Annotated in this window: 23 protein-coding genes; 9 read left to right on the forward strand and 14 right to left on the reverse strand. The window is 74.6% G+C overall.

Going from position 1 to position 22,411, the window contains the following annotated elements; translation table 11 throughout:
• Positions 1-65: 65 nt before the first annotated feature.
• The 6 genes from ACA511_RS16705 to ACA511_RS16730 form a co-directional block, all read right to left on the reverse strand.
• Positions 66-1,229, reverse strand: a complete 1,164-nt coding sequence (locus ACA511_RS16705; RefSeq protein WP_375025243.1) for a pyridoxal phosphate-dependent aminotransferase — start codon at positions 1,227-1,229, stop codon at positions 66-68.
• Between the two features lie 19 nt (positions 1,230-1,248).
• Entirely contained in the window at positions 1,249-1,854 is a 606-nt protein-coding gene (locus ACA511_RS16710) for a response regulator transcription factor (protein WP_375025244.1), read from the reverse strand.
• Positions 1,851-3,083, reverse strand: a complete 1,233-nt coding sequence (locus ACA511_RS16715) for a sensor histidine kinase (protein WP_375025245.1) — start codon at positions 3,081-3,083, stop codon at positions 1,851-1,853. The genes ACA511_RS16710 and ACA511_RS16715 overlap by 4 nt, the downstream gene beginning before the upstream one ends.
• A 38-nt stretch (positions 3,084-3,121) precedes the next feature.
• Complete coding sequence (locus ACA511_RS16720) at positions 3,122-3,919, reverse strand: ABC transporter permease (RefSeq protein ID WP_375025246.1); 798 nt, start codon at positions 3,917-3,919, stop codon at positions 3,122-3,124.
• Positions 3,916-4,842, reverse strand: coding sequence for an ABC transporter ATP-binding protein (locus tag ACA511_RS16725; RefSeq protein ID WP_375025247.1), 927 nt, complete (start codon positions 4,840-4,842; stop codon positions 3,916-3,918). The genes ACA511_RS16720 and ACA511_RS16725 overlap by 4 nt, the downstream gene beginning before the upstream one ends.
• 98 nt (positions 4,843-4,940) lie before the next feature.
• Positions 4,941-5,582, reverse strand: coding sequence for an NAD(P)-dependent oxidoreductase (locus tag ACA511_RS16730; RefSeq protein ID WP_375025248.1), 642 nt, complete (start codon positions 5,580-5,582; stop codon positions 4,941-4,943).
• Between the two features lie 75 nt (positions 5,583-5,657).
• On the opposite strand from ACA511_RS16730, the gene ACA511_RS16735 reads away from it, so the two are divergent.
• Complete coding sequence (locus ACA511_RS16735; RefSeq protein ID WP_375025249.1) at positions 5,658-6,251, forward strand: TetR/AcrR family transcriptional regulator; 594 nt, start codon at positions 5,658-5,660, stop codon at positions 6,249-6,251.
• 15 nt (positions 6,252-6,266) lie between these two features.
• On the opposite strand, the gene ACA511_RS16740 is transcribed toward ACA511_RS16735, so the two are convergent.
• Together ACA511_RS16740 and ACA511_RS16745 are read right to left on the reverse strand one after the other, a co-directional pair.
• Entirely contained in the window at positions 6,267-7,670 is a 1,404-nt protein-coding gene (locus ACA511_RS16740) for an acyl-CoA synthetase (RefSeq protein ID WP_375025250.1), read from the reverse strand.
• Positions 7,670-8,827, reverse strand: coding sequence for a CaiB/BaiF CoA transferase family protein (locus ACA511_RS16745; protein WP_375025251.1), 1,158 nt, complete (start codon positions 8,825-8,827; stop codon positions 7,670-7,672). Before ACA511_RS16745 ends, ACA511_RS16740 begins: the two co-directional genes overlap by 1 nt.
• A 35-nt stretch (positions 8,828-8,862) precedes the next feature.
• Here ACA511_RS16745 and ACA511_RS16750 point away from each other — a divergent pair, with 35 nt between their 5' ends.
• The 6 genes from ACA511_RS16750 (at position 8,863) to ACA511_RS16775 (ending at position 12,234) form a co-directional block, all read left to right on the forward strand.
• Positions 8,863-9,453, forward strand: coding sequence for a uridine kinase (locus tag ACA511_RS16750; RefSeq protein WP_375025252.1), 591 nt, complete (start codon positions 8,863-8,865; stop codon positions 9,451-9,453).
• A 28-nt stretch (positions 9,454-9,481) separates the two neighbouring features.
• Complete coding sequence (locus ACA511_RS16755; RefSeq protein WP_375025253.1) at positions 9,482-9,829, forward strand: class I SAM-dependent methyltransferase; 348 nt, start codon at positions 9,482-9,484, stop codon at positions 9,827-9,829.
• The gene (locus ACA511_RS16760) at positions 9,823-9,993 is read left to right on the forward strand and encodes a hypothetical protein (protein ID WP_375025254.1); all 171 of its coding nucleotides are present in this window, start codon (positions 9,823-9,825) and stop codon (positions 9,991-9,993) included. The genes ACA511_RS16755 and ACA511_RS16760 overlap by 7 nt, the downstream gene beginning before the upstream one ends.
• 93 nt (positions 9,994-10,086) lie before the next feature.
• Complete coding sequence (locus ACA511_RS16765; protein WP_375025255.1) at positions 10,087-10,803, forward strand: helix-turn-helix domain-containing protein; 717 nt, start codon at positions 10,087-10,089, stop codon at positions 10,801-10,803.
• A 50-nt stretch (positions 10,804-10,853) separates the two neighbouring features.
• On the forward strand, positions 10,854-11,669 hold the full coding sequence (locus tag ACA511_RS16770) for an alpha/beta fold hydrolase (RefSeq protein WP_375025256.1): 816 nt from the start codon (positions 10,854-10,856) through the stop codon (positions 11,667-11,669).
• 1 nt (position 11,670) lies between these two features.
• Entirely contained in the window at positions 11,671-12,234 is a 564-nt protein-coding gene (locus ACA511_RS16775; RefSeq protein ID WP_375025257.1) for a dihydrofolate reductase family protein, read from the forward strand.
• Between the two features lie 26 nt (positions 12,235-12,260).
• Here the strand turns inward: ACA511_RS16775 and ACA511_RS16780 are convergent, their stop codons facing one another.
• Both ACA511_RS16780 and ACA511_RS16785 read right to left on the reverse strand, forming a co-directional pair.
• Positions 12,261-14,105 carry a hydantoinase B/oxoprolinase family protein gene (locus ACA511_RS16780; RefSeq protein WP_375025258.1) on the reverse strand — a complete coding sequence of 615 codons (1,845 nt, stop codon included), beginning with the start codon at positions 14,103-14,105 and terminating at the stop codon, positions 12,261-12,263.
• Positions 14,102-16,147 carry a hydantoinase/oxoprolinase family protein gene (locus tag ACA511_RS16785; RefSeq protein WP_375025259.1) on the reverse strand — a complete coding sequence of 682 codons (2,046 nt, stop codon included), beginning with the start codon at positions 16,145-16,147 and terminating at the stop codon, positions 14,102-14,104. The genes ACA511_RS16780 and ACA511_RS16785 overlap by 4 nt, the downstream gene beginning before the upstream one ends.
• Before the next feature lie 144 nt (positions 16,148-16,291).
• Between ACA511_RS16785 and ACA511_RS16790 the strand changes: the two genes are divergently transcribed.
• Complete coding sequence (locus ACA511_RS16790) at positions 16,292-16,666, forward strand: FKBP-type peptidyl-prolyl cis-trans isomerase (protein WP_375025260.1); 375 nt, start codon at positions 16,292-16,294, stop codon at positions 16,664-16,666.
• A gap of 91 nt (positions 16,667-16,757) precedes the next feature.
• On the opposite strand, the gene ACA511_RS16795 is transcribed toward ACA511_RS16790, so the two are convergent.
• Positions 16,758-17,414 (reverse strand): carbon monoxide dehydrogenase subunit G, encoded by a 657-nt coding sequence (locus ACA511_RS16795; protein ID WP_375025261.1) that lies wholly within the window; start codon positions 17,412-17,414, stop codon positions 16,758-16,760.
• A gap of 239 nt (positions 17,415-17,653) precedes the next feature.
• Between ACA511_RS16795 and ACA511_RS16800 the strand changes: the two genes are divergently transcribed.
• Complete coding sequence (locus ACA511_RS16800; protein WP_375025609.1) at positions 17,654-18,469, forward strand: polysaccharide deacetylase family protein; 816 nt, start codon at positions 17,654-17,656, stop codon at positions 18,467-18,469.
• 145 nt (positions 18,470-18,614) lie between these two features.
• Here the strand turns inward: ACA511_RS16800 and cutA are convergent, their stop codons facing one another.
• Genes cutA through ACA511_RS16815 form a run of 3 tightly spaced genes read right to left on the reverse strand, consistent with a single transcriptional unit; the run spans position 18,615 to position 22,408 of the window.
• Positions 18,615-21,029 (reverse strand): aerobic carbon-monoxide dehydrogenase large subunit, encoded by a 2,415-nt coding sequence (gene cutA, locus ACA511_RS16805; protein ID WP_375025262.1) that lies wholly within the window; start codon positions 21,027-21,029, stop codon positions 18,615-18,617.
• Between the two features lie 3 nt (positions 21,030-21,032).
• Positions 21,033-21,545, reverse strand: coding sequence for a (2Fe-2S)-binding protein (locus ACA511_RS16810; RefSeq protein WP_375025263.1), 513 nt, complete (start codon positions 21,543-21,545; stop codon positions 21,033-21,035).
• The gene (locus ACA511_RS16815) at positions 21,545-22,408 is read right to left on the reverse strand and encodes an FAD binding domain-containing protein (RefSeq protein ID WP_375025264.1); all 864 of its coding nucleotides are present in this window, start codon (positions 22,406-22,408) and stop codon (positions 21,545-21,547) included. Before ACA511_RS16815 ends, ACA511_RS16810 begins: the two co-directional genes overlap by 1 nt.
• Positions 22,409-22,411 lie beyond the last annotated feature (3 nt).

Here is a 22,411-nt window from a genome sequence, read left to right on the forward strand (position 1 = left end):
CGGGGTCGGTTGTCGTGGCGTAATCCCGGGCGGGCGGCCCCGTTTACAGGCGCGGCGCGGTTTTCTCAGCGGAGGCGGGCGAGGCGCTCCACGGCCTCGTCGATGACCTCGTCCTTCTTGCAGAACGCGAACCGGACGAAGTGAGCGCCGGCCTCGGCGTGGTCGTAGAACACCTGCGTCGGGATCGCGACGACGCCCGCCTTCTCCGGCAGGGCGCGGGCCAGCGCCATTCCGTCGGTGAACCCGAGCGGCCGGATGTCGGCCTGCACGAAGTACGTGCCCTGCGGCCGGTAGGTCGCGAACCCGGCGGCCTCAAGCCCGGTGATGAGGCGGTCGCGCTTGGCCTGGAGCGACTTGCGCAGCTCCTCGACCCACGGGATCTCGTTGCGCAGCGCGTACGCGGCGGCCCGCTGGTAGGGGGCGCTGACCGCGTAGGTGAGGAACTGCTTCACGGTCTGGACGGCCCGGACGTACGGGGCGGGCGCGGTCACCCAGCCGGTCTTCCACCCGGTGACGGAGAACGACTTGCCGGCCGACGACACCGACACCGTCCGCTCCCGCATCCCGTCGAGGGCGGCGAGGGGGATGTGCTCGGCGTCGTCGAACGTGAGGTACTCGTACACCTCGTCGGTGATGGCGGTGAGGTCGTGCTCGCGGCACACGCCGGCGATGGTCTCCAGCTCGTCCCGGGTGAACACGGTGCCCGCCGGGTTGTGCGGCGAGTTCACGAGGATCGCGCGCGTGCGTGGGCCGACGGCCGCCCGCAGCTCATCGGGGTCGAACGTGAAGCGCCCTTCCACCGGACGCAGCAGGACGGGCTTGCGGACGGCCCCGGCGAGCGCGATCACGGCCGCGTAGGAGTCGTAGTAGGGCTCGAAGACGATGACCTCGTCGCCGGGCCCCGCCAGCGCGAGCACGGACGCGGCGATGCCCTCGGTGGCGCCCACGGTCACGTACACCTCGGTCGCCGGGTCGTACTCCAGCCCGTACCGGCCGAGCCGCTGCGCCGCCACCGCCTCGCGCAGCTCCGGCACGCCCGGCCCCGGGGGATACTGGTTCCCGCCCGAACGGATGGCCTCGACCGCCGCGTCCAGGACGCCGGCGGGACCGTCCTCGTCCGGAAAGCCCTGCCCGAGATTGACGGCCCCGGTCCGGACCGCCAGAGCCGACATCTCGGCGAAGATCGTCTCGCCGAATCCCTGCATGCGCGCTACGAGAGGCTCACCCACGCCGACCAGGGTAACGGGGTCAGATCCAGCCCATCTCCTTCGCGGTGCGGGCGGCGGCGGCGCGCGTGGGCTCGTTGAGCTTGCTCATGGCGGTGGAGAGGTAGTTGCGGACGGTGCCCTCGGACAGGTGGAGGAGGGCGGCGATGCGGGCGGTCCCGGTGCCGGTGCCGGTGAGGCGGAGGATCTCGCGCTCGCGTTCGGTGAGCGGGTTGTCGCCGGCGGCCATGGCGCCTGCGGCGAGTTCGGCGTCCAGGTAGCGGCCGCCGCCGTGGATCTTGCGGATGGCGGCGGCGAGCTCCTGCGTCGGGGCGTCCTTGGCGACGAAGCCGCGGACCCCGGCGGCCATGGCGCGGCGCAGGTAGCCGGGGCGTCCGAAGCTCGTGAGGATGCACACCGCGCAGCGGGCGCCGGAGGCGTTCAGCTCCTCGGCGGCGGTGAGCCCGTCCAGGCCCGGCATCTCGATGTCGAGGACGGCCACGTCCGGGTCGTGCTCGGCGACGGCGGCGGTGACCTCGTCGCCGCGGCCGACCTCGGCGACGACGTCCAGGTCGGCCTCCAGGCCGAGCAGCGCGGCGACGGCGCCCCGGATGAGGTGCTCGTCGTCGGCCAGCAGGATCCGGATCACGCGCTGCTCCCCGCGGTCGCGGGGGCGCCGTCCTCCACCGCGCCGGGCAGCGGAACGGCGGCGCGCAGCAGGAATTCGTCGCGTCCGTGCCGCCCGGAGGTGATCTCCCCGCCGAGCACGCCGACGCGCTCGGCGAGCCCGGTCAGGCCCGCCCCCCGCGGCCCGCCGGCCGCGCGGACGCCGTCGTTGACCATCTCCAGCACCACGGACCCGCCGTAGGACGTGATCGAGATCGTGCAGCGGCGCGCCTCGCTGTGCTTGATCACGTTGGTGGCGCCCTCGCGGATCACCCAGGCGAGCACGGAGCGGACCTCGGGCGGCAGCCCGTCCCGCGGGGCGCCGGCCTCGCACCGGACCCCGGCGGCCTCCAGCACCGCCCGCACCCCGGCCAGCTCGGCGTCCATCTCGACCGCGCGGTAGCCGCTGACGGCGGCCCGCACCTCGCGCAGCGCGTCCCGGGCGGCGCGGCGGACGTCGGCCATCTCGGCGCCCGCCCGTCCGGGGTCGGTGCCGGCCATCCGCATCGCCAGCTCGCTCTTCACCGCGATGAGCGACAGGCTGTGACCGAGCAGGTCGTGCAGGTCGCGGGAGAAGCGGAGCCGCTCCTCGGTGACGGCGAGCCGGGCGAGGGCGTCGCGGGCCGCGTGGGTCTCCCGGTGCATGTCCCACATGCGGCGCTGGTAGAGATTGACGAACGCGACGATCCCGCAGACCGCGGTGTAGAGGGCGAACATCATCGGGAAGATCGCGTACCAGGGCAGATGCCCGGCCGTGTCGAGGCGGTCCGCGGCCGCCGTGGAGACCGCCGCGCAGTACGCGCCGGTGGCCGCGCACAGGGCGGCGACGCGTCCGCGGCGCAGGGGCGTCAGCACCACGGCGGAGAGCCAGAAGGCCGGGACGATGGCGAACCAGGGGCTGACGAGCAGCATGAGCGTCAGCGCCCCGGCGACGGCGGCGCTGACCGCGATGTCGCGGCGGGACGCGCCGCCCTCCAGGCCCTTCCGGACGAGCCGCTGGTAGTACCAGACGAGCAGGCCGAACCCGGTGAGCACGGCGGCGGCGACGGGCACGCCGACGTCGCCGTCGGCGTAGGCGGCGCCGAGCCCGGCGACGAGCGGCGCCGCGAAGCCGACGCCGGCGAACATGAACGAGCGGTAGGTGACCCGCCGGTACCGCTCCAGCCTGCGGGTGTCCTGTTCTTCGAGATCCGCCGTCGTGGCGACCGTCATGTGCCGTTCCTCCTCTCCACGCAGGGTAGTGCCGGTGGTCAGGCGCGCCGCGGCTCCCAGCGGAAACAGCGGGCGGCCATGGCGCGGCCGAGCGCGCCCCAGAAGGCGAGGAGGAGGAACGGCCGGACGCAGGCGAGCCACCCCTCGCCGATCCCGACGGACGGGTGCGGGGCGCCGTGGTGGACGAAGTCCTGGCCGAAGTAGGCGGTCCGGGCGATCTCCACGACCGGGGTGAGCGGGACGGCCCGGCACACCTGCTGGAGCCAGCCGGGCAGCTCGTCCAGCGGGAACATCACGCCGCCGCCGAGCATGCAGCCGAACATGATCGGCAGGACGGTGAGCTGCGCCAGCTCCGCGTTCGGGGTGATGCCGGAGACCGCGAACGCCAGGAGCGCGAAGACGGCGGCGCCGCCCGCCAGGCCGGCGAGCATCAGCACCGGGTCGGCGGGGAACCGTCCGCCGAGCGCGGCGCCGAGGACGATCAGCAGCGCCAGCGCCTGGACGGCGTACATCCCGGTCGCGGTGAGGACGCTGCCGCCGGTGATCTCGGCGTCCGACAGCGCGGTGCCGCGCAGCCGCTTGAGCGTGCGGTCCTCGCGGCGGGCGGTGAACACGTTGACGAGGTTCATGAACACGGCGAAGACCAGGAAGAAGCCGAGGTGGCCGGTGCCCTGGAGGAGCGCGCCGTCCACGCCGCCGATGTCCTGGCCCTTCATGGGGACGAGCATCCCCGCGAACAGGATCGGCAGGCCGAACACGGTGAACAGGGCCGTCCGGTTGCGCCACAGCAGGGCGAGGTCGAGCCGGGCGACGCGGAGCACGGCGGAGAGGTTCATCGGGCCGCTCCTTCGGCGGTGCGGAGGAAGACGTCTTCGAGGGACGCGCTGCGCGCCTGCAGTCCGTCCAGCCGGATCCGTTCCTCGTCGGCCCAGCGCAGCAGTTCGTAGAGGCCCTCCTGGAGGCCGGCGCCGTCGACGGTGTAGGACGCGACGGCCCGGCCGCCGTCCACGGCGATGCCGGCTCGGGCGCCGCGCAGGGCGGGCAGCTCGGTGATCTGGAGGTGCCCGGGCATCCGGAAGCTGATGCGGTCGCCGTGCCCGGCGACGACCTCGCCGACCGTCCCGGCCGTCTCGATCCGGCCGCGGTGCAGGATCGCGAGCCGGTCGGCGAGGTGCTCGGCCTCCTCCAGGTAGTGGGTGGTCAGCAGGACGGTCGTGCCGGCGGCCACCACGTCCCGGACGATCTTCCAGGTGGCGTGCCTGGCCTCGGGGTCCATGCCGCTGGTCGGCTCGTCCAGGAACAGGACGGCGGGCCGGCCGAGCAGCGCGAGCGCGAGGTCGAGGCGGCGCTTCTGCCCGCCGGACAGCTGCCGCACCCGGACGCCGGCCTTGTCGGTGAGGCCGGCGAGGGCGACCGCCTCGTCGCGGTCGCGCGCCGCCGGGGTGAAGCCGCGCCAGTGGTCGACGGTCTCGGCGACGGTGAGGTCGGCGAAGAAGCCGCCCTCCTGCAGCATGATGCCGATGCGCGGGCGGACCGCGCGGCGTTCCCGGTGCGGGTCGTGCCCGAGGACCCGGACCGTGCCGGCGTGGGCGGCCCGGTGCCCCTCCAGCGTTTCGAGCGTGGTCGTCTTCCCGGCCCCGTTGGTGCCGAGGAGCGCGAACAGCTCCCCCGCGCCGACGTCGAACGAGATGCCGGCGACGGCCTCGAAGTCCCCGTAGCGCTGGCGGAGGCCGTCGACGCGGATGGCTGGGTTTTCCATGCCTCCAGCGTCGCGATCACGCGTGCCCGCCGGTAGGGGCGCGTGTCACCGGTTCGGGCGGCGCCTGTCACGCGATCGGCGTGACAGGTGTCATGCCCTCAGCCCGAGACGCTGACGACGTGGCCGATGGAGGACGGGTCGGCCGCCTGGTCGAGGAGGGCGGCGGCGAGGTCGGCGCGGGCGATCGAGGCGCCGCCGAGGACGTTGCGGTCGACGGCCTTGCGGTAGCGGCCGTTGCCTGGCCCGCCGGTGAGGCGCGGCGGGCGGACGATCGTCCAGCCGAGCCCGGAGCGGCGGGTGATGTCCTCGGCGGCGAGCATGTCGGCGAACGCGTGCCGGAGGAGGCGCGCCAGGACGAGCGGCTTGACCACGAAGCGGGTGAGCGGGTCGTCGCCCGGCCCCGGGTGCGGGCCGGACGCGCTGACCAGGACGAACCGCTCGGTCCCGGCCGACGTCATGGCCTCGACGATGCTGCGCGTGCTGTCGGCGCAGACGGTCGTCGGCGCGCGGCCCTCGCGGGTGCCGACGGCGGTGAGGACGGCGTCGCGTCCCTTGACCGCCGCCTCGATCGCGGCCGGGTCCATGATGTCGGCCTGGACGACCTCGGCGCAGGCGCGCAGGTCGGACGGGAGGCGGGCCGGGTCGCGCACGACGGCGGTCACCTCGTGCCCGGCGTCCAGCGCCCGCCGGACGGTCGGCACGCCGGTCCCGCCGGTCGCCCCGAAGATCGTGAGCTTCATCGGATTCCCCCCTGGGTGAGTGAACACTAACCCCTATCCTGGTTAGTGTTCACTCACCTGTCAAGGAGGCCCCCTTTGAGCGCGCGGGAACGGATCCTGGACGCCGCGGCGGACATCATGCGGCGGCACGGGGTCGCCCGCGCCACCACCAAGGAGATCGCGAAGGCCGCGGGCTACTCCGAGGCGCTGCTCTACAAGCACTTCCGCGACAAGGAGGAGCTGATGCTGAACGTGCTGAAGGAGCGGATGCCGCCGTTCACCGCGATGTGCGTCCCGGGCGAGGGCACGGTGGAGTCCAACCTCGTCGCGGTCGTCCACGGCGGGCTGCGCTTCTACCGGCGGGCGTTCCCGATGATGGGCTCGATGCTGGCGCAGCGGCGGCTTCTGGAGGCGTCCCGCGAGTCGCTGCGCAAGTACGGCGCGGGCCCGCAGGAGCCGGTGCGGGCGCTCGCCCGCTACCTCGCCGCCGAGCGCGACCTCGGCCGGGTCGCCGCGGACGCCGGCACCGAGGCGGCGGCGGCGCTGCTGATGGGCGCCTGCTTCCAGCAGGCGTTCCTGCTGTACTTCGCGGAGGGCGACGAGGGCCCCGACCTGCCCGAGTCGTTCGCCCGCGACCTGGTCCGGCCCGTCCTGGCCGGCCTGCTCCCTGAGGCCGGCCCGCTCCCCTGAGGCCGGCCCGCTCCCCTACAGCTCGCCCAGGCGGGTCTTGACGACCTTGCCCATCGCGTTGCGCGGCAGCGCGCCGACCAGGTGCACGACGCGGGGCCGCTTGTGCGCCGAGAGGCGCTCGGCGACGAAGTCGATGAGCTGGCCCTCCGCGACGCCGTCGGCGACGACGTAGGCGGTGACCTGCTCGCCGAGGTCGTCGTGCGGGGTGCCGACCACGGCGGCCTCGCGGACGCCGGGATGCGCGAGCAGCGCGTTCTCGATCTCGCCGGCGCCGATCCGGTAGCCGCCGCTCTTGATCAGGTCGGTGGACGCGCGGCCGACGATGCGGTGCCAGCCGTCCGGGCCGATGACGGCGATGTCGCCGGTGCGGAACCAGCCGTCCGGCGCGAACGACTCCGCGGTGGCCTCGGGGCGGTTGAGGTAGCCCTTGAACAGCAGCGGGGCGCGGACGTGCAGCTCGCCGGGCGTCTCCCCGTCCGGCGGGACGGGCGCGCCGTCCTCGGCCGCCAGCCGGGTCTCGACGCCGGCCAGCGGGGTGCCGACGTAGCCGGGCCGCCTGTCGCCGTCGGCGCGCGCGCTGAGCGTGATGAGGGTCTCGGTCATGCCGTAGCGCTCGACGAGCCGGTGGCCGGTGAGCCCGGCCAGCCGCTCGAAGACGGGCACGGGCAGGGCGGCGCTGCCGGAGACGAGCAGGCGCGCGCCGCGGAGGGCCTGCGCCGCGGCGGGGTCCGCCGCCGTCCTCGACCAGACCGTGGGGACGCCGAAGAACAGGCTCCCGCCGTCGCTCCGCGCGGCCGCCGCGTACAGCTCGGGCTTGGGCCGTCCCGTGTGGACGAGCGGCGACCCGACCCGCAGGGCCCCGAGCACGCCGAGGACGAGCCCGTGCACGTGGAACAGGGGCAGCCCGTGGACGAGGACGTCCTCGGGCGTCCACGCCCACGCCTCGGCGAGCGCGTCGAGCCCGGCGGCGATCGCGCTCCGCGAGACGAGCACGCCCTTGGGCGCGCCGGTCGTCCCGCTCGTGTAGAGGACGAGCGCGGTCGCTTCGGCGGGCGCGCCGCCGGGGCCGGCCCCGCCGCCTCCGTCGCGGGGCAGCCGGTCGACCGGGAGGAGGGGCGGCTCCCGGTCCTGCACCCGTGTGCTCCCGGCGGCGAGGATCATGCTCGCGCCCGAGTCGCCGAGGATGTGGGCGCGCTCGGCCGGGCCCGAGTCGGGCGGCAGCGGCACCACGGGCACTCCCGCGAGGAGGCCGCCGACGACCGCCGCGACCGTCTCCGGCGACGCCGTGGCGTGGACGGCCACGGCGTCCGCGCCGCGGATCTCCGCGGCGACGGCGGACGCCCAGCCGAGCAGCTCGTCGCGCGGCAGCTCCCGGCCGGCGATCCGCACCGGGCCGCCGGTCTCGCCGAACAGGTCCATCACTCGCCCCTCTCCTTCTCGTCCAGCCAGGCCAGGACCGCGCCGGTGTGCTCGCCGAGCAGCGGCGGCGCGGTGTGCTCGCGCGGGGGCGCGCCGTCGAAGCGCAGCGGCGGCCCCGGCAGCTCGATCCGGCCGAGCCGCGGGTGGTCGACCTCGATCACGAGGCCCTGCGAGCGCGTCTGCTCCCACTCGTACACCTCGTCGATCGACCGGATCGCGCCGGCGGGGACGCCCGCCTCGTCCAGCCGCGCGAGCCAGGCGTCGCGCGTGCCGCCCGCGAGGACCCGCTCGATGTCGGCGGTCAGCTCCGGCCGCCGCGCCGCGCGATCGGGGATCGTCGCGTAGCGCGGGTCGGCGGGGTCGAGGCCGACGAGCGGCGCGAACCGGCGCCACAGGCCCTGGTTGGCGACGCCGATCTGGAGCTGCCCGTCCTTGCAGCGGAACGTCCCGTACGGGGCGATGGACGGGTGGTCGTTGCCGACCGACTCGGGGACGTCGCGGGCGACCGTCCAGCGCGTCCCCTGGAACATGTGGGCGCCGACGACCGACGCCAGCAGCGAGGTGCGGACGACCGTCCCGCGGCCGGTGCGGCTCCGCTCGTACAGCGCCGCGAGGACCCCGGCGACGCCGTTGCCCGCCGCGAGGATGTCGGCGATCGAGAGCCCGACCTTGCTCGGCGTGCCGGGCGGCCCGGTCACGCTCATGATCCCGCCCTCGCCCTGCACGATCGCGTCGTATCCCGGCCGCCCGCCCTCCGGCCCGTCGTGCCCGAACCCGGTGATGGACAGCACGACCAGCGCCGGGTTCAGCTCGTGCAGGCGCTCCACCGGGAAGCCGAGCCGGTCCAGGACGCCCGGCCGGAAGTTCTCCACGAGCACGTCGGCGTGCCGGACGAGCCGCGCCAGCGTCCCCGCGCCCTCGTCCGACTTCAGGTCGAGTGTGATCGACTCCTTGTTCCGGTTGATCGACAGGTAGTAGGTGCTGACCTGGTCGTCGCCCGCGAACGGCGGCCCCCAGCCGCGGGTCTCGTCCCCGCCGCCCGGGTGCTCGACCTTGATGACCCTGGCGCCGAGGTCGGCGAGGGTCATGGTCGCCTGCGGGCCCGCGACCACGCGGCTGAGGTCGACGATCACGACGTCTTCGAGCGGTCCGGGCAAGGACGTCCTCCTTCGCGGGCGGGGCACCTGGAAGTATGCCGTCCGTGCCGGAATCCGCCATGACCTACCCCGCGCTCGCCGCGCGCCTGCTCGCGCTGCCGCCGTCCTGCGGCCCCGCGCGCCTGGTGGCGGTGGACGGCCCGAGCGGCGCCGGCAAGTCGACGTTCGCCGACCGCCTCGCGGAGGTCCTGGTGGGCGCGCCCGTCGTCCGCTCGGACGACTTCCGGGTCCCCTGGGACGCCGACCCGCTCACCTGGTGGGAGCCGCTGCGCGCGTCCGTCCTCGATCCCCTCTGCGGCGGACGGCCGGCCGTCCTGCGCCGCTACGACTGGCGCCACGACCGGTACGGCCCCGAGGAGGAGATCCCGCCCCCGCCCGTCCTGGTCGTGGAGGGCGTCGGCTCGGCCTGGGCGGGGTCGCCCGCCGCCTTCCGCGTCTGGCTGGACGCCCCGTACGGCCTGCGCCGCGCCCGCGCCCTGGACCGCGACGGCCCGGAGTACGCGGACGCCTGGGAGCACTGGGCCGCGCGCGAGCGGGCCCACTTCGCCGCCGACGCCACCCGCGCCCGCTGCGACCTCCACGTGGACGGCGCCGGCCTCACCGGGGGCCGCTTCACGGCCGGCTGAGCCCGCGGGCTGTTCTACGCTCACGTCCATGACGGACGCCGACTACCTGACGACCAACAAGGCCCTCTGGGACGAGCGGGTCCCGATCCACCTCGCCAGCGACTTCTACGACGTCGCGGGGTTCAAGGCGGGCGGCCAGACGCTGCGGGAGTTCGAGACGGCCGAGGTCGGGGACGTCACCGGCCGCCGGCTCGTCCACCTGCAGTGCCATTTCGGCCTCGACACCCTCTCCTGGGCGCGGCGGGGCGCGCACGTGACCGGGCTCGACTTCTCCGAGAAGGCCGTCGAGGCCGCCCGCGCGGTGGCGGACGAGGCGGGGCTCCCGTCCAGCACACCCGGTCGATCGAGTTCAGTCACGGCCTGGGCGACGTGGTGACGGCCCTCAGCAGGGCGGGCCTGCGCATCGATTTCCTGCACGAGCACGACTACACGCTCTGGCAGCGCTTCTCCGTCCTGGAACGGCACGAGACCGCCTACCGCCTCCCGGAGGGCCGCCCCCGCGTCCCCCTGATGTACTCCCTACGCGCCACCCTCGCCTGATCGGACGGGCACCCGGAACACCGCCCCACTCCGGCCCTGCGGACCCCTGCGCGGTGGTCGGTAGCATCGGCGGAGGGAGGGGGAGGACGCGGGATGCCGATCGAGAGCGACCACCGTGCGTCCGATTCGCCGTACATCGCGCGGGTCTGGCACGGGCGGTCCAGCGGAGTGGAGAGCCTGACGTCGGTCGCGACGTCGAACTGGGAACTCGTCTTCTGGGAGTTCGAGGGCGCCATGCACGCCGCCGTCCGCGGCCCGGAGACGTCCGCGTCGACCGTGACCGCCGCAGGCGACTCGGAGTCGTTCGGCATCACGTTCGCGCACGGCGCGTCGATGCCGCATCTGCCGGTCCCCCGGCTCGTCGACGCCGAGCTGGAGAGCCCGTACGCCGACGAGAGCGTCTTCGTCCTGCGGGGCGAGAAATGGGCGATCCCCGGCCCCGACTGCGCGGAGGACTTCGTCCGCGGGCTCGTGCACGCGGGCGTGGTCACGCGCGACCCGCTCGTCGACGAGGTCGTGCGGGGAGGCGGCGCCGAGGTCGGGTCCCGGTCGGTGCAGCGGCGCGTCGCCGCCGCGACGGGCCTCACGCAGGGCGCGATCCGGCAGATCGACCGCGCCCGCCACGCCGCGGTGCTGCTCCGGGAGGGCGTGCCGTCCCTGGAGGTCGTGCACCGGCTCGGCTACTACGACCAGCCGCACATGGCGAGGTCGCTGCGGCGGTTCGTCGGCCGTACCGCGACGGGGCTGCGGCGGGACGCCGGGGAGCCGCTGTCGCTTCTGTACAAGATCGAGGACGACGAGCGTTTCTAGGGTTGGGTCGCCGCGACGGACGCGGCCCGACACTGGAAAGGTGCGACCTGATGTTCCAGGGCACTGCGACCTCGGCCGACGGCACCGTCCTCGCCTACAGCGCGTGGGGCGAGGGCGAGCCGATCATCATCATCGACGGCGCGACCGCCCATCGCGCCGCGACACCGGAGAACGCCGCGACGGCGGAGCTGCTCGCCGGCGAGTTCCACGTGGTCAACTACGACCGGCGCGGACGCGGGGAGAGCGGGGACACCGCCCCATACGCGGTCGAACGCGAGATCGAGGACCTCACCGCGGTCATCGAGCAGGCGGGCGGGGGCGGCCCGGCGACGGTGTTCGGCTGGTCGTCCGGAGGGCACCTGGCCCTCAACGCGGCGCAGGCCGGCGCGCCGGTCGCGCGCCTGGCGCTGTTCGAGCCGCCGGTCATCGCGGACGGCTCCCACCCCCCGCTCCCGCCCGACTACGTCGAGCGGCTCGACGCGGCCGTCGCCGCCGGCCGGCCCGGGGACGCCGTGGAGCTGTTCCTGACCGCCGTCGCCGGCCTGCCCGGGGACGCCGTCCGCGAGATGCGCGGCAGTGACTTCTGGCCCGCCCTCGAAGCCGTCGCCCCGACCATCGCCTACGACGGACGGAACGTCGGCGACACCATGTCCGGCAGGCCGCTCCGCGGCGACCTGTGGGACAAGGTCGGGGTGCCCGTCCTCGTCCTGCACGGACAGGACACCTGGCCGCACCTCGCCGCGGGCGCGAAGGCGCTGGCGGAGCATCTGCCGACCGCCGGGCTCAAGGCGGTCCCGGGCGAGAACCACAGCACCACCCCCGCCGTCCTCGCGCCCGTGCTGGGCGCCTTCGCCAAGGGAGCCTGACATGGGGAAGATCGTCGTGACCGAGTTCATCTCCCTGGACGGCGTCGTCGAGGCGCCCGGCGGCGAGGACTTCAAGTACCAGGACTGGAGCTTCCAGTTCGACCGCGGGCCGGACGGCGAGCAGTTCAAGACCGACGAGGCGCTCGGGTCCGCCGCGCTGCTGCTGGGCCGCACCACCTACGAGGGCTTCGCCTCCGCGTGGCCGGAGTACGAGGGCGAACTCGCCGACAAGTACAACAGCATGCCGAAGTACGTCGTCTCCAGCACGCTCGAAGACCCCGGCTGGAACAACACGTCGGTGCTCTCGGGCGACCTCGCCGAGGAGGTGGCGCGGCTCAGGCGGGACGTCGACGGCGAGATCTCCGTGCCGGGCAGCATCAGGCTCGCCCAGGGCCTGCTCGCGCACGACCTGGTCGACGAGATCCGGCTCATGTGGTTCCCGGTGATCCTCGGCCACGGCCGGACGCTCTGGACGGCGACGCCCGACAAGAGCGCGTGGACGCTGACCGAGGCGACGAGGTACGGCAAGGACTCCCTGGTCACCATCCACCAGCGCACCCGCTGACAGGCCGCCCGGCTCTCCCCGCCGCGTCACGGCCCCGCGGGACCGCCTTCGAGGGCGTCGACGTCGGCGGACGCGGCGCCGCCGGAGAGGCGGGGGTAGCCGGGGCCCCGGTCGAAGAAGGCGGCGGGGCCCCGCTCGGCGCGGAGGCGCGCGCGCAGGGCGCCGGTCGCGTCCTCGTCCACCGCGCCGTCCCGGAGGAGCACGCCGTAGTCGTCGCGGGCGCCGTCCGGGGAGACCTTGCCGTCGCGGACGTCGGCGGCCACGCGGGACGGGTCGCGGTTCAGCGGGTCGCCCCAGCCTCCGCCGCCGGTGGTGCGGATGCGGATCACCTGGCCTTCGCGGACGGGCTGGTCGTCCACCAGGCCGTCCATCTCCTCGCCGTCGATGTCGACGCGGAAGGGGCGGCCGGCGCGGCCCCCGTTGACGCCCCAGCACGACAGGATCGAGCGGTCGGCGACCGACATGTAGCAGGCGTCGCGGAGCATCCGGATGTGCTTGTCGTAGCCGAGGCCGCCCCGGTACTCCCCCGGGCCGCCGGAGTCGACGGCGAGGCCGAGGCGTTCCACGACGAACGGCCAGCGGGCCTCGGCGAACTCGGCGGGGATGTTGCGGGAGTCGGGGACGACGTGGACGGTGTCCTCGCCGTCGGCGTGGTAGCGGCCCCCCGAGCCGCCGCCGAGCACCTCGCGCATCAGGTACGGGCCCCGGTCGTCCTCGCCGTGGACGCCGGTGTAGCGGATCGTCTCCTGGTCGGCGGGCATCCGCCCGTTCGTGGCCTTGGCCAGGACGCCCGCGAGGACGCCCAGGAGCCGCAGGATGACGAACGTGCGGGCGTTGGTCGGCGCCGGGAAGACGGGCGTGAGGAGGGTGCCCTTCTCCGGGAAGCGCAGCTCCATGAGCGGGACGACGCCCTCGTTGACGTCGAGTTCGGCGGCCCGCTCGGGCGTGTCGGCCAGGTTCCGCAGGACGGGCGCGAGCCACTTCTTCAGGAAGACGCCGTCCGCGTAGTCGCCCGCGTGGTTGATGGGGCCCTTGGCCTGGGGCGACGTGCCGGTGAAGTCGATGACCAGGGGGACGGCCGCCGCCTTGTCGACGGTCAGCGTGATGCGCTGGGCGTGCAGGCGGGGCGGGTCCACGCCGTCGTGCTCGGCGTAGTCCTCCCAGGTGAAGACGCCGTCGGGGATCTTGGCGAGCAGTTCGCGGCGGAACGTCTCGGTGGTCCGGTCGATGATCGCGTCGAAGCACGCCGTCACGTCGGCGCGGCCGTAGCGGGCGAACAGCTCGCCGAGGCGGCGGGCGCCCATCAGGCACGCCGAGCATTCGGCGTCGAGGTCGCCGGCGAGGGAGTCGGGCATCCGCGAGTTGCGGGTCATGATGGCCAGCGCCGCCTCGTTCGGGACGCCCCGGTCCCGCAGTCTGATCGGCGGGACCATCAGGCCCTCCTCGAACGCGCTGCGGGCGCGGCTCGGCATCGAGCCGGGGACGGCGCCGCCGATGTCGTCGTGGTGGCCGAACGCCTGCACGAACGCGACGACCTCGCCGGAATGGAACACCGGGACGGTCACGCACAGGTCGGGCAGGTGTCCGATGCCGCCCTCCGACAGGTACACGTCGTTGTGGAAGAACACGTCGCCGGGGCGCATCGTCTCCACGGGGAAGTCGCGGACGATCGGCTGGACGAGCGCGGAGTACGAGCGCCCGGTCAGCTTGCGGAGCCGGCCGTCGTGGATGCCGGCGCGGAAGTCGTGCGCGTCCCTGATCATCGGGGACCGGGCCGTCCGGGCGATGGCCGTCTCGACCTCGCGCTCGACCGACGCCAGCGTCCCCTCGACGATCTCCAGCAGGATCGGGTCGGTCATCGGGTCGGTCATCGCGTCACCACCAGGTTCCCGTAGCCGTCGAGGGTCGCGGTGAAGCCGGGGTGGAGGGGCAGCGTGGAGCCGAACTCCTCGATGACGGCCGGGCCCGCGACCGTGTCGCCGGGGACGAGTCTCTCGCGCCGGTAGACCGCCGTCTCCGCCCAGGCGTCGAAGTACACGGGGCGCGTGCCCGTGCGTGCGCGGGACCCGTCGCCGTCGCCGTCGCCGGGCGGACGCTCGGCGAGGCGCGGGCGGTCGATCGGGCCGATGCCGGAGACGCGCAGGTTCACCCATTCGACCGGATGGCGCGGGTCGTCCCGGTAGCAGTAGCCGTAGAGGGCCTCGTGGGCGTCGTGGAACCGGCGGACGACCTCCGCGCGGAACGCCGCGTCCGGCCGACCGGCGGGCGCGGGCACCCGCACCTCGAACGCCTGCCCGCAGTAGCGGAGGTCGGCCGAGCGGGCGAAGCGGCGCCGGTCCGCCGGGAACCCCTCGCGGGCGAGGGCCGCCGCGGCCTCGCCCTCCAGATCGGCGTAGACCGCGCCGAGGAGCGCCGGGTCGAGTTCGGCGTCGCGGACGACCCGCGTCCGGACGCGGTCGCTCTTCACGTCCACCGTGAGCAGCCCGAACGCCGACAGGCTGCCGGGGTTCTCCGGGACGACGGCGGCGGGCAGGCCGAGGACGTCGAGCAGCCGGCACGCGAGCAGCGGCCCCGAGCCGCCGAACGCGACGAGCGGGTAGTCGCGGACGTCCAGGCCCCGCTTCACCGTGATCCGCCGGATCGCGTTGGCCTGGTTCCACGCCGAGATCTCCAGGATCCCGGCGGCGGCCCGCTCGACCGCCAGCCCGAGCTCCCCGGCCAGCGCCCGCAGGCCGCGCCGGGCGGCGTCCACGTCCAGCGGGACCTCGCCGCCGAGCAGGTGCGGCGGGATGCGGCCGAGGACGGCGTGCGCGTCGGTCACCGTGACGCCGGTACCGCCGCGCCCGTAGCAGAGCGGCCCCGGGTCGGCGCCCGCGCTGCGCGGCCCGACCTTCAGCGCGCCGTCGGGCGACCGCCAGGCGACCGAGCCGCCGCCCGCGCCGACCGTCACGATGTCGATCATCGGGATCTTCACGGGGTGCCGGCCGACCGAGCCCTCGGTCGTCAGGGTCGGCTCGCCGTCCAGGACGACGGCGACGTCGGTGGACGTCCCGCCGCCGTCCAGCGTCACGACGGAGCGGCGGCCGCTGCGCGAGACGACGAACGCCGCGCCGAGGGCCCCCGCCGCCGGGCCCGACAGCACCGTCGTGACGGGCTGCCGGGCGACCTCGTCCGCCGACAGGACGCCGCCGTTGCTCTGCATCACCAGCAGCCGGGCCGCGACGCGCCCGGCGATCCGGGCGAGGTAGCCGTTCACGGCGGGCTTGACGGCGGCGTCCACGAGCGTCGTCACCGACCGCTCGTACTCGCGGTACTCGCGCAGCACCTCGCACGACAGCGACACGACCGCGTCCGGGTGCTCGCGGCGCAGCACGTCCCGCATCGCCAGCTCGTGCGACGGGTCGGCGTAGGAGTGCAGGAGGCAGACCCCGATCGCGCGGACGCCCCGGTCGCGGAACCAGCGGGCCGCCGCGACCGCCGACGCCTCGTCGAACGGGCGGATCTCGGCGCCGGTGTGGTCGAGCCGCCCGCCGACCCCCCGCACCCGGTGCAGCGGGACGATCCGCGGCGGCTTCACCCAGAAGTAGCTGTTGCCGTAGCCGTCCGGGACGCTCTGCCGCGCGATCTCCAGGATCGGCTCGAACCCCTCGGTCGTGACGAACCCGAGGTCGTCGATCCGGTCCTCGAGGAGCCGGTTCGTCGCGACCGTGGTGCCGTGCGACAGCGCCGCGACGTCCCCCGGTTCGGCGCCGAGCAGGCCGAGCACCTTGCCGACGCCGTCCGCGAACCCCTCCGCCGGGTCGCCGGGCGTCGACGGCGTCTTGGTGGTGACGAGCCGCCCGTCCCCGTCCAGCGCCACGACGTCGGTGAACGTCCCGCCCGTGTCGATCCCGATCCGCAGCCGCCTCGCCATACGCAAGGGTCTACCGGACGGCGCCCACCTGCGGAACCGTCGCAATCTGCCAACGGGCGCGCCGTTCTTTCGTGGGAGCGGCTAGGACTAGGCTGAGCCCTTCCGTTGCACGACCCATCTCGACGACACCGCTGGAGCCCCTTCATGGCGCTTGAACGCCCCGAGGTCGACTTCCCCGAGGGACAGCCGCCCGAGTACCTCGACATCACCGACATCACCGAGGGCGACGGCCCGGAGGCCGCCAAGGGCTCGAACGTGTCGATGCACTACGTGGGCGTGTCGTGGTCCACGGGCGAGGAGTTCGACGCGTCCTGGAACCGGGGTTCGACGCTCGACTTCCAGCTCGGCGCGGGCCGCGTCATCAAGGGCTGGGACATGGGCATCGCCGGCATGAAGGTCGGCGGGCGGCGCAAGCTCGTCATCCCGCCGCACCTCGCCTACGGCGACCGCAGCCCGAGCCCGGCGATCAAGCCCGGCGAGACGCTCATCTTCATCGTCGACCTGGTGTCGGTCGGCTGACACCGCCGCGACGGCGGGCGTTCCGGGGGGAGAACCCCTTCCGGGCGCCCGCCGCTGCCGTTCCCGGGCCCGCGGGAGGCGCGGACGCGGGTCAGCGGCCGCGGGAGCGGCGGCCGAGCAGGTAGCCGAGGGCGACGCCGGCGAGGGCGACCGCGCCCCCGGAGGCGAACGCCGCGGCCATCGGCCACGCCGCCGCCGTGCGCTCCGGCGCCGCCCGTCCCGCGTAGACGGCCCCCGCGCCCGCTGCTGGAGCCCCGGCCGCCGGCGCGGCCCCGGACGGCGCCGCCGCGGCGGGCGCGGCCGCCGGGGCGGGCGCGCAGAGGTCGCGTTCGACGGCGGCGAAGAACTCGCCGGCGGTGCGCTTGGCGACGCTGCCCAGCATCCGCTGCCCGACCCCGCCGACCATCCCGCCGACGACCGCGTCCGCGTCGTAGTCGATGCGGGTCGCGCCGCCGCCGTCCGACAGCCGGACGCGGACGGTCGCGTCCACCGTGCCCGGCGCGCCCTGGCCGCGCGCCCGCAGCACGAACGAGCGCGGCGGGTCGGGCTCGGAGAGCTCCACCCGGCCCACGTAGGTGCCCTGGATGGAGGCGACGCCCGCGGTGACGGTCATGCGGTAGGCGCCCGGTCCCGTCTCCTCCAGGGAGCGGCACCCGGGGATCGTCCTGGCGAGGACGGCCGGGTCCTGGAGCGCGTCCCACACGCGGTCGAGCGGGGCGGCGACGCCGGCACTGCCGTTCAGCTGCATGACCCGACTGTAGAGAACGCGGCCGCCCCTCCGAACGGCAAAATCTGCCGAGTACACGCCGAGGTTTGGGCAGATGCGCCCCGGCGACCCTGGGAAATGGTCAGATATGTCCGGCAGGTTCCGGACGGACGCGAACCGCGGCCGCCACCGGCGCGTCAACCGATGCGAACCTCTGACAGATTCCACCCCCCAGTGAACGGAGTACGCGGCCGATGCGAGGGAAGACGCCCGTGATCGCCATGGTTGCCGCCGGAGTGCTCGGCGTGGCCGCGGGCGGCTGGCCCGTCGCGGCCGCCCAGGCCGGCGACTCGGGACCGTCCATGCGGACGCAGCTCGCCTCGGTGCTCGGCGACCAGACCTGGGCGACGCCCAAGCCCGGGTCCTGGACGATGCCGAAACCCGCCGCGAACGGCCTGCCGCTCGTCATCAGCCGCATCGAGACCCAGGAGCGCGTCGTCTTCCTCACCATCGACGACGGCTACACCTACGACTCGGAGTTCGTGAACCTCGTCCGCAAGGAGAAGGTTCCGCTCATGACGTTCCTGACCTCGACCTACATCAAGGGCCAGGGGCAGTACTTCTGGGCGATGCGCAACGCGGGGTCGCCGATGGAGAACCACACCATCAGCCACCCCAACATGGCGACGCTCAGCGCCGAGGCGCAGAAGAAGGAGATCTGCGGGGCGTCGGACGCCATCCAGGCGCAGTACGCCCGCAGGCCCCAGATCTTCCGCCCGCCGTTCGGCAGCTACAACCAGACGACCCTGCGGGTCGCCAAGGAATGCGGCGTCAAGTCGGTGCTGCTGTGGTCGGCGGAGTTCTACAACGGCACGTCCGGGCCCGGCGTCGGCTACAACGGCTTCGCGCGCGGCGACGGCGGCAAGGGGTTCAAGCCCGGCGACATCATCCTCATGCACTACCGCAAGGGCCTCGCGCAGGAACTCCAGATGATCCTCGGCTGGATCCGGCAGGCCGGGTTCCGGCCCGCCGCCGTGGAGAACTACCTGCCGCGATCGCTCGGCGGGACCGTCCCCGACACCCCCGCACACGGGTGATTTCCGACCTTCCCGGAGGAATCCCGGTTACTCCGAAGGCCACGGCGGTCCTTCACTAAGGTCAACACGCTGGCGGGACCGAGGTCCCCCGCTTCCCGAGCCGGTCCCGCCAGCATCAGCACAGCGGCGCCGGCAGGGGAGGGCGTCAGCCGGCCGGCACGCCCTCCCGGACGCGCAGCGACGGATCGGCCGCGGCCCGCAACCGGAGCGTGTAGAGGCCGTCCGGGGAGAGCGGCATCGCGTCCACGCGGACGCCCTCCGCGTCCTCGACCGCCGACGCGATCACGGCCGACACCGGGATGACGCCCGCCTCCCCCGCGCCCTTGATGCCGAGCGGGTTCAGCGGCGACGGCGTCTCCAGGTGGTCGGTCTCGATGTGCGGGATCTCCGTCGCGTACGGCATGAGGAAGTCCATGAAGGACGCGTTGAGCAGCTGCCCCGACTCGTCGTAGACCATCCGCTCGTACAGCGCGCCGCCGACGCCCTGCGCGACGCCGCCGTGGATCTGCCCCTCGACCACCATCGGGTTGATGAGCCGCCCGCAGTCGTGGACGACCGCGTACCGCAGGATCGCGATCTCGGCCGTGTCGGGGTCGACCTCCACGATCGCGGCGTGCGCCCCGGCCGCGAACGTGGACCGGACGGGCGAGTAGTAGTCGCGCCCCTCCAGGCCCGGCTCCTCCCCCGCCGCGACCGGCGGCTCGGTCACCGGCCGGCCCACCGCGAACTGCGTCGCCGCCGCGGCCTCCTCGTCGAACGCGTACCGCAGCGGGTTCGACAGCACCGCGACCGTCCGCAGCGGCACGGACGCCGACCGGTCGCCGCGCACGTGCACGACGCCGTCGGTGATGTCCAGGTCGTCCGGGTCGGCCTCCAGGGCCTCCCCCGCGATGCGCAGCGCCTTGCCGCGCGCCTTCCGGCACGCCAGCGCGATCGCGTTGCCGCTCATCACCGCCGCGCGGGACGCGAACGTCCCGACCGCGTACCCGAAGCGCCGCGTGTCGCCGGTCGTGACGTGCACGTCCCCGATCGGGACGCCCAGCTCGGCGGCGGCGATCTGCGCGAACACCGTCTCGTGGCCCTGGCCCTGCGAGGTCAGCCCGGTCGACACGTGCACCCGCCCGGCGGTGTCGATCTCGACGTGCCCGCCCTCGTACGGGCCGACGCCCGTCCCCTCCACGTACACGCCGAGGCCGACGCCGATGCGGCGGCCGCGGGCCGCGGCGGCGGCGCGCTCGGCCTCGAACCCGTCCCAGCCGATCAGCTCCCGCGCCCTGCGGAGCAGCTCCGGGTAGTCGCCCGAGTCGTAGATCAGCGGACGGCCGTCCTGGAACGTGAGGCCCTGGTCGTAGGGGAACTCGTCGGGCTGGATGAGGTTCGCGGCGCGCACCTCGGCGCGGTCGAGGCCGAGGTGGCGGGCGATGCGGTCCATCGTCCGCTCCATGCAGAACACGCCCTGCGGGCGGCCCGCGCCCCGGTACGGGGTGACGATGAGCGTGTTGGTGTAGAGGCTGACGACCTCCGCCCGGTACGCGCCGATCTTGTACGGGCCGAGGAGCTGGGTGGACGTGACGATCGGGATGATGATCCCGTACGGGGTGTAGGCGCCGTGGTCGTGCCGGATCCGCACGTCCAGGCCGAGGACGCGGCCCGCGCCGTCGAAGCCGACCCGCACGTCCTGGAGCTGCCCGCGCTCGTGGGCGGCGGACACGAAGTGCTCGCGGCGGTCCTCGGTCCACTTGATCTCGCGGTCCAGCAGCCGCGCCGCCCACGGGACGAGGACCTCCTCCGGCCACGGGTGGACGATCTTGACGCCGAACCCGCCGCCGACGTCCGGGGCGACCACCTCGACCTTGCCGTTCGGCAGCCCGAGCCGCGCGGCGATCGCGGCCCGCACGCTGGTGGACGCCTGCGTGGACGAGTACACGCGCAGCGACCCGTCGTCGGCGTCCCACCGCGCGTAGACGCCGCGCCCCTCCAGCGGCATGGACGCGCTGCGCTCGATGGACAGGCCGAACTCCAGCACGTGCGGCGCCGCGTCGATCGCCGCCGGCGCGTCCCCGTTCTCCTGGACGAGGACGGCCGCCACGTTGCCGGGCACGTCGTCGTGGACGAGGCGCTCCGCGCGCGTCGCCGCGTCGATGCCGACGACGGCGGGCAGCGGCTCGTACTCGACGCGGATGCGCTCGGCGGCGTCCTCGGCCAGGTAGCGGTCGCGGGCGACGACCATCGCGACGGGCTCGCCGACGTGCCGGACGACGTCGCGGGCGAGCGGGTGGCCGGTGCGGCCGTGCGTCAGCGCGGGGTGCGGGATGAGCAGCGGCAGCGGCTCCCCGACCCGGCCGGGCAGGTCCTCGCTGGTGTAGACGGCGACCAGGCCGTCGACGTCGAGCGCGCCGGACACGTCGATGTCGGCGATCCGGGCGTGCGCGTGCGGGGACCGGACGAACGCCGCCGCGAGCGCGTCCCGCCCGAGGTCGTCGAGGTAGCGGCCGCGGCCGGTGAGGAGCCGTCCGTCCTCGCGCCGCTCGACCCGCTCCCCGAACACGCGCGTGCCCATCGATCACTCCCCATCTTCGGCGGACGGTTCCGCCGCGGAGGGGGCGAGCAGCTCCGCGGCGCGGTGCACCGACTTGACGATGTTCTGGTAGCCGGTGCAGCGGCACAGGTTCCCGGAGATCCCTTCGAGGACCTCGTCCTCGGTCGGGCGCGGCGTCTCCCTCAGCAGCGCCGTGACCGTGCACAGGAATCCTGGCGTGCAGAAGCCGCACTGCAGGCCGTGGCATTCGCGGAACGCGCGCTGCACCGGCGACGGCGTCCCGTCCGGCTCCGCGAGGCCCTCCACGGTGGTGATGTCGCGGCCGGCGGCGGTGACGGCGAACATCAGGCACGACCGCACCGGCTCGCCGTCCAGCAGGACGGTGCAGCAGCCGCAGACGCCGTGCTCGCAGCCGACGTGCGTGCCGGTGAGCCCGAGGTCGTGCCGGAGCAGGTCCGACAGCAGCCGCCGGGCCGGGACGCGGGCCGTGCGGTGCGTCCCGTTGACGGTCAGCGCGACGTCGAAGCCCTCCTCCATCAGCCCTCCGCCTTCCGCAGTGCTGCGGCCGTGGCCGCGCGCAGGGCGCGCTCGGTGAGCACGCCGGTCAGGTGCCGCCGGTACTCGGCGCCTGCGTGGATGTCGGGTTCCGGGTCGATCCGCTCGCGGACGTGCGCGGCGGCGGCCGCCCAGTCGCCCGCCGGGCCCGCCGCGCCGGTCAGGTCGAGGACGAGCGGCGTCGCGGCGATGCCGAGGTATCCGGCGCGGGCCGCCGACACGCGCAGGTCCTCGCCGAGGGTGACGACGGCGGCGACCCCGGAGAGCGCGTAGTCGCCGTGCCGCCGCGCCGTCTCGGTGAACGCGGTGCCGGTGCGGGGCGGCGCCGCCGGGAAGAACGCGGAGACGGCCAGCTCGCCGGGCTCCAGCGCCGGCTCCAGCGGCCCCCGGAAGAACTCGGCGGCCGGGATGGTGCGGCGCCCCCGCGCCGACGCCGCCTCGACCGTCCCGCCGAGGACGGCCAGCACGGCGGGCAGTTCGGCGGCGGGGTCGGCGTGCGCGAGGCTGCCGACGACCGTCCCCCGGTTGCGGATGACGGGGTGCGCGACGTGCCGGAGCGCCTGCCGGAGCAGCGGCTGCACGGCGGCCGCCTCCGCCGAGCGCTCCACCCGCGCGTGCCGGGCGAGGGCGCCGACCCGCACGCCGCCCTCCCCGGCCTCCAGGGTGTCCAGTTCGCCGACCCGGTTGATGTCGACGAGGTCGGACGGCGCGGCGAGCCGCATGTTCAGCAGCGGGATGAGGCTCTGGCCGCCCGCGAGGACCTTGCCGCCCGGCGCGGCGGCGAGCGCGTCGAGCGCCTCGCCGACCGTGCCGGGCGCGTGGTAGCCGAACGGCGGCGGCTTCACCCG

The organism is Actinomadura sp. GTD37, assembly GCF_041951365.1.
Classification (GTDB): domain Bacteria; phylum Actinomycetota; class Actinomycetes; order Streptosporangiales; family Streptosporangiaceae; genus Spirillospora.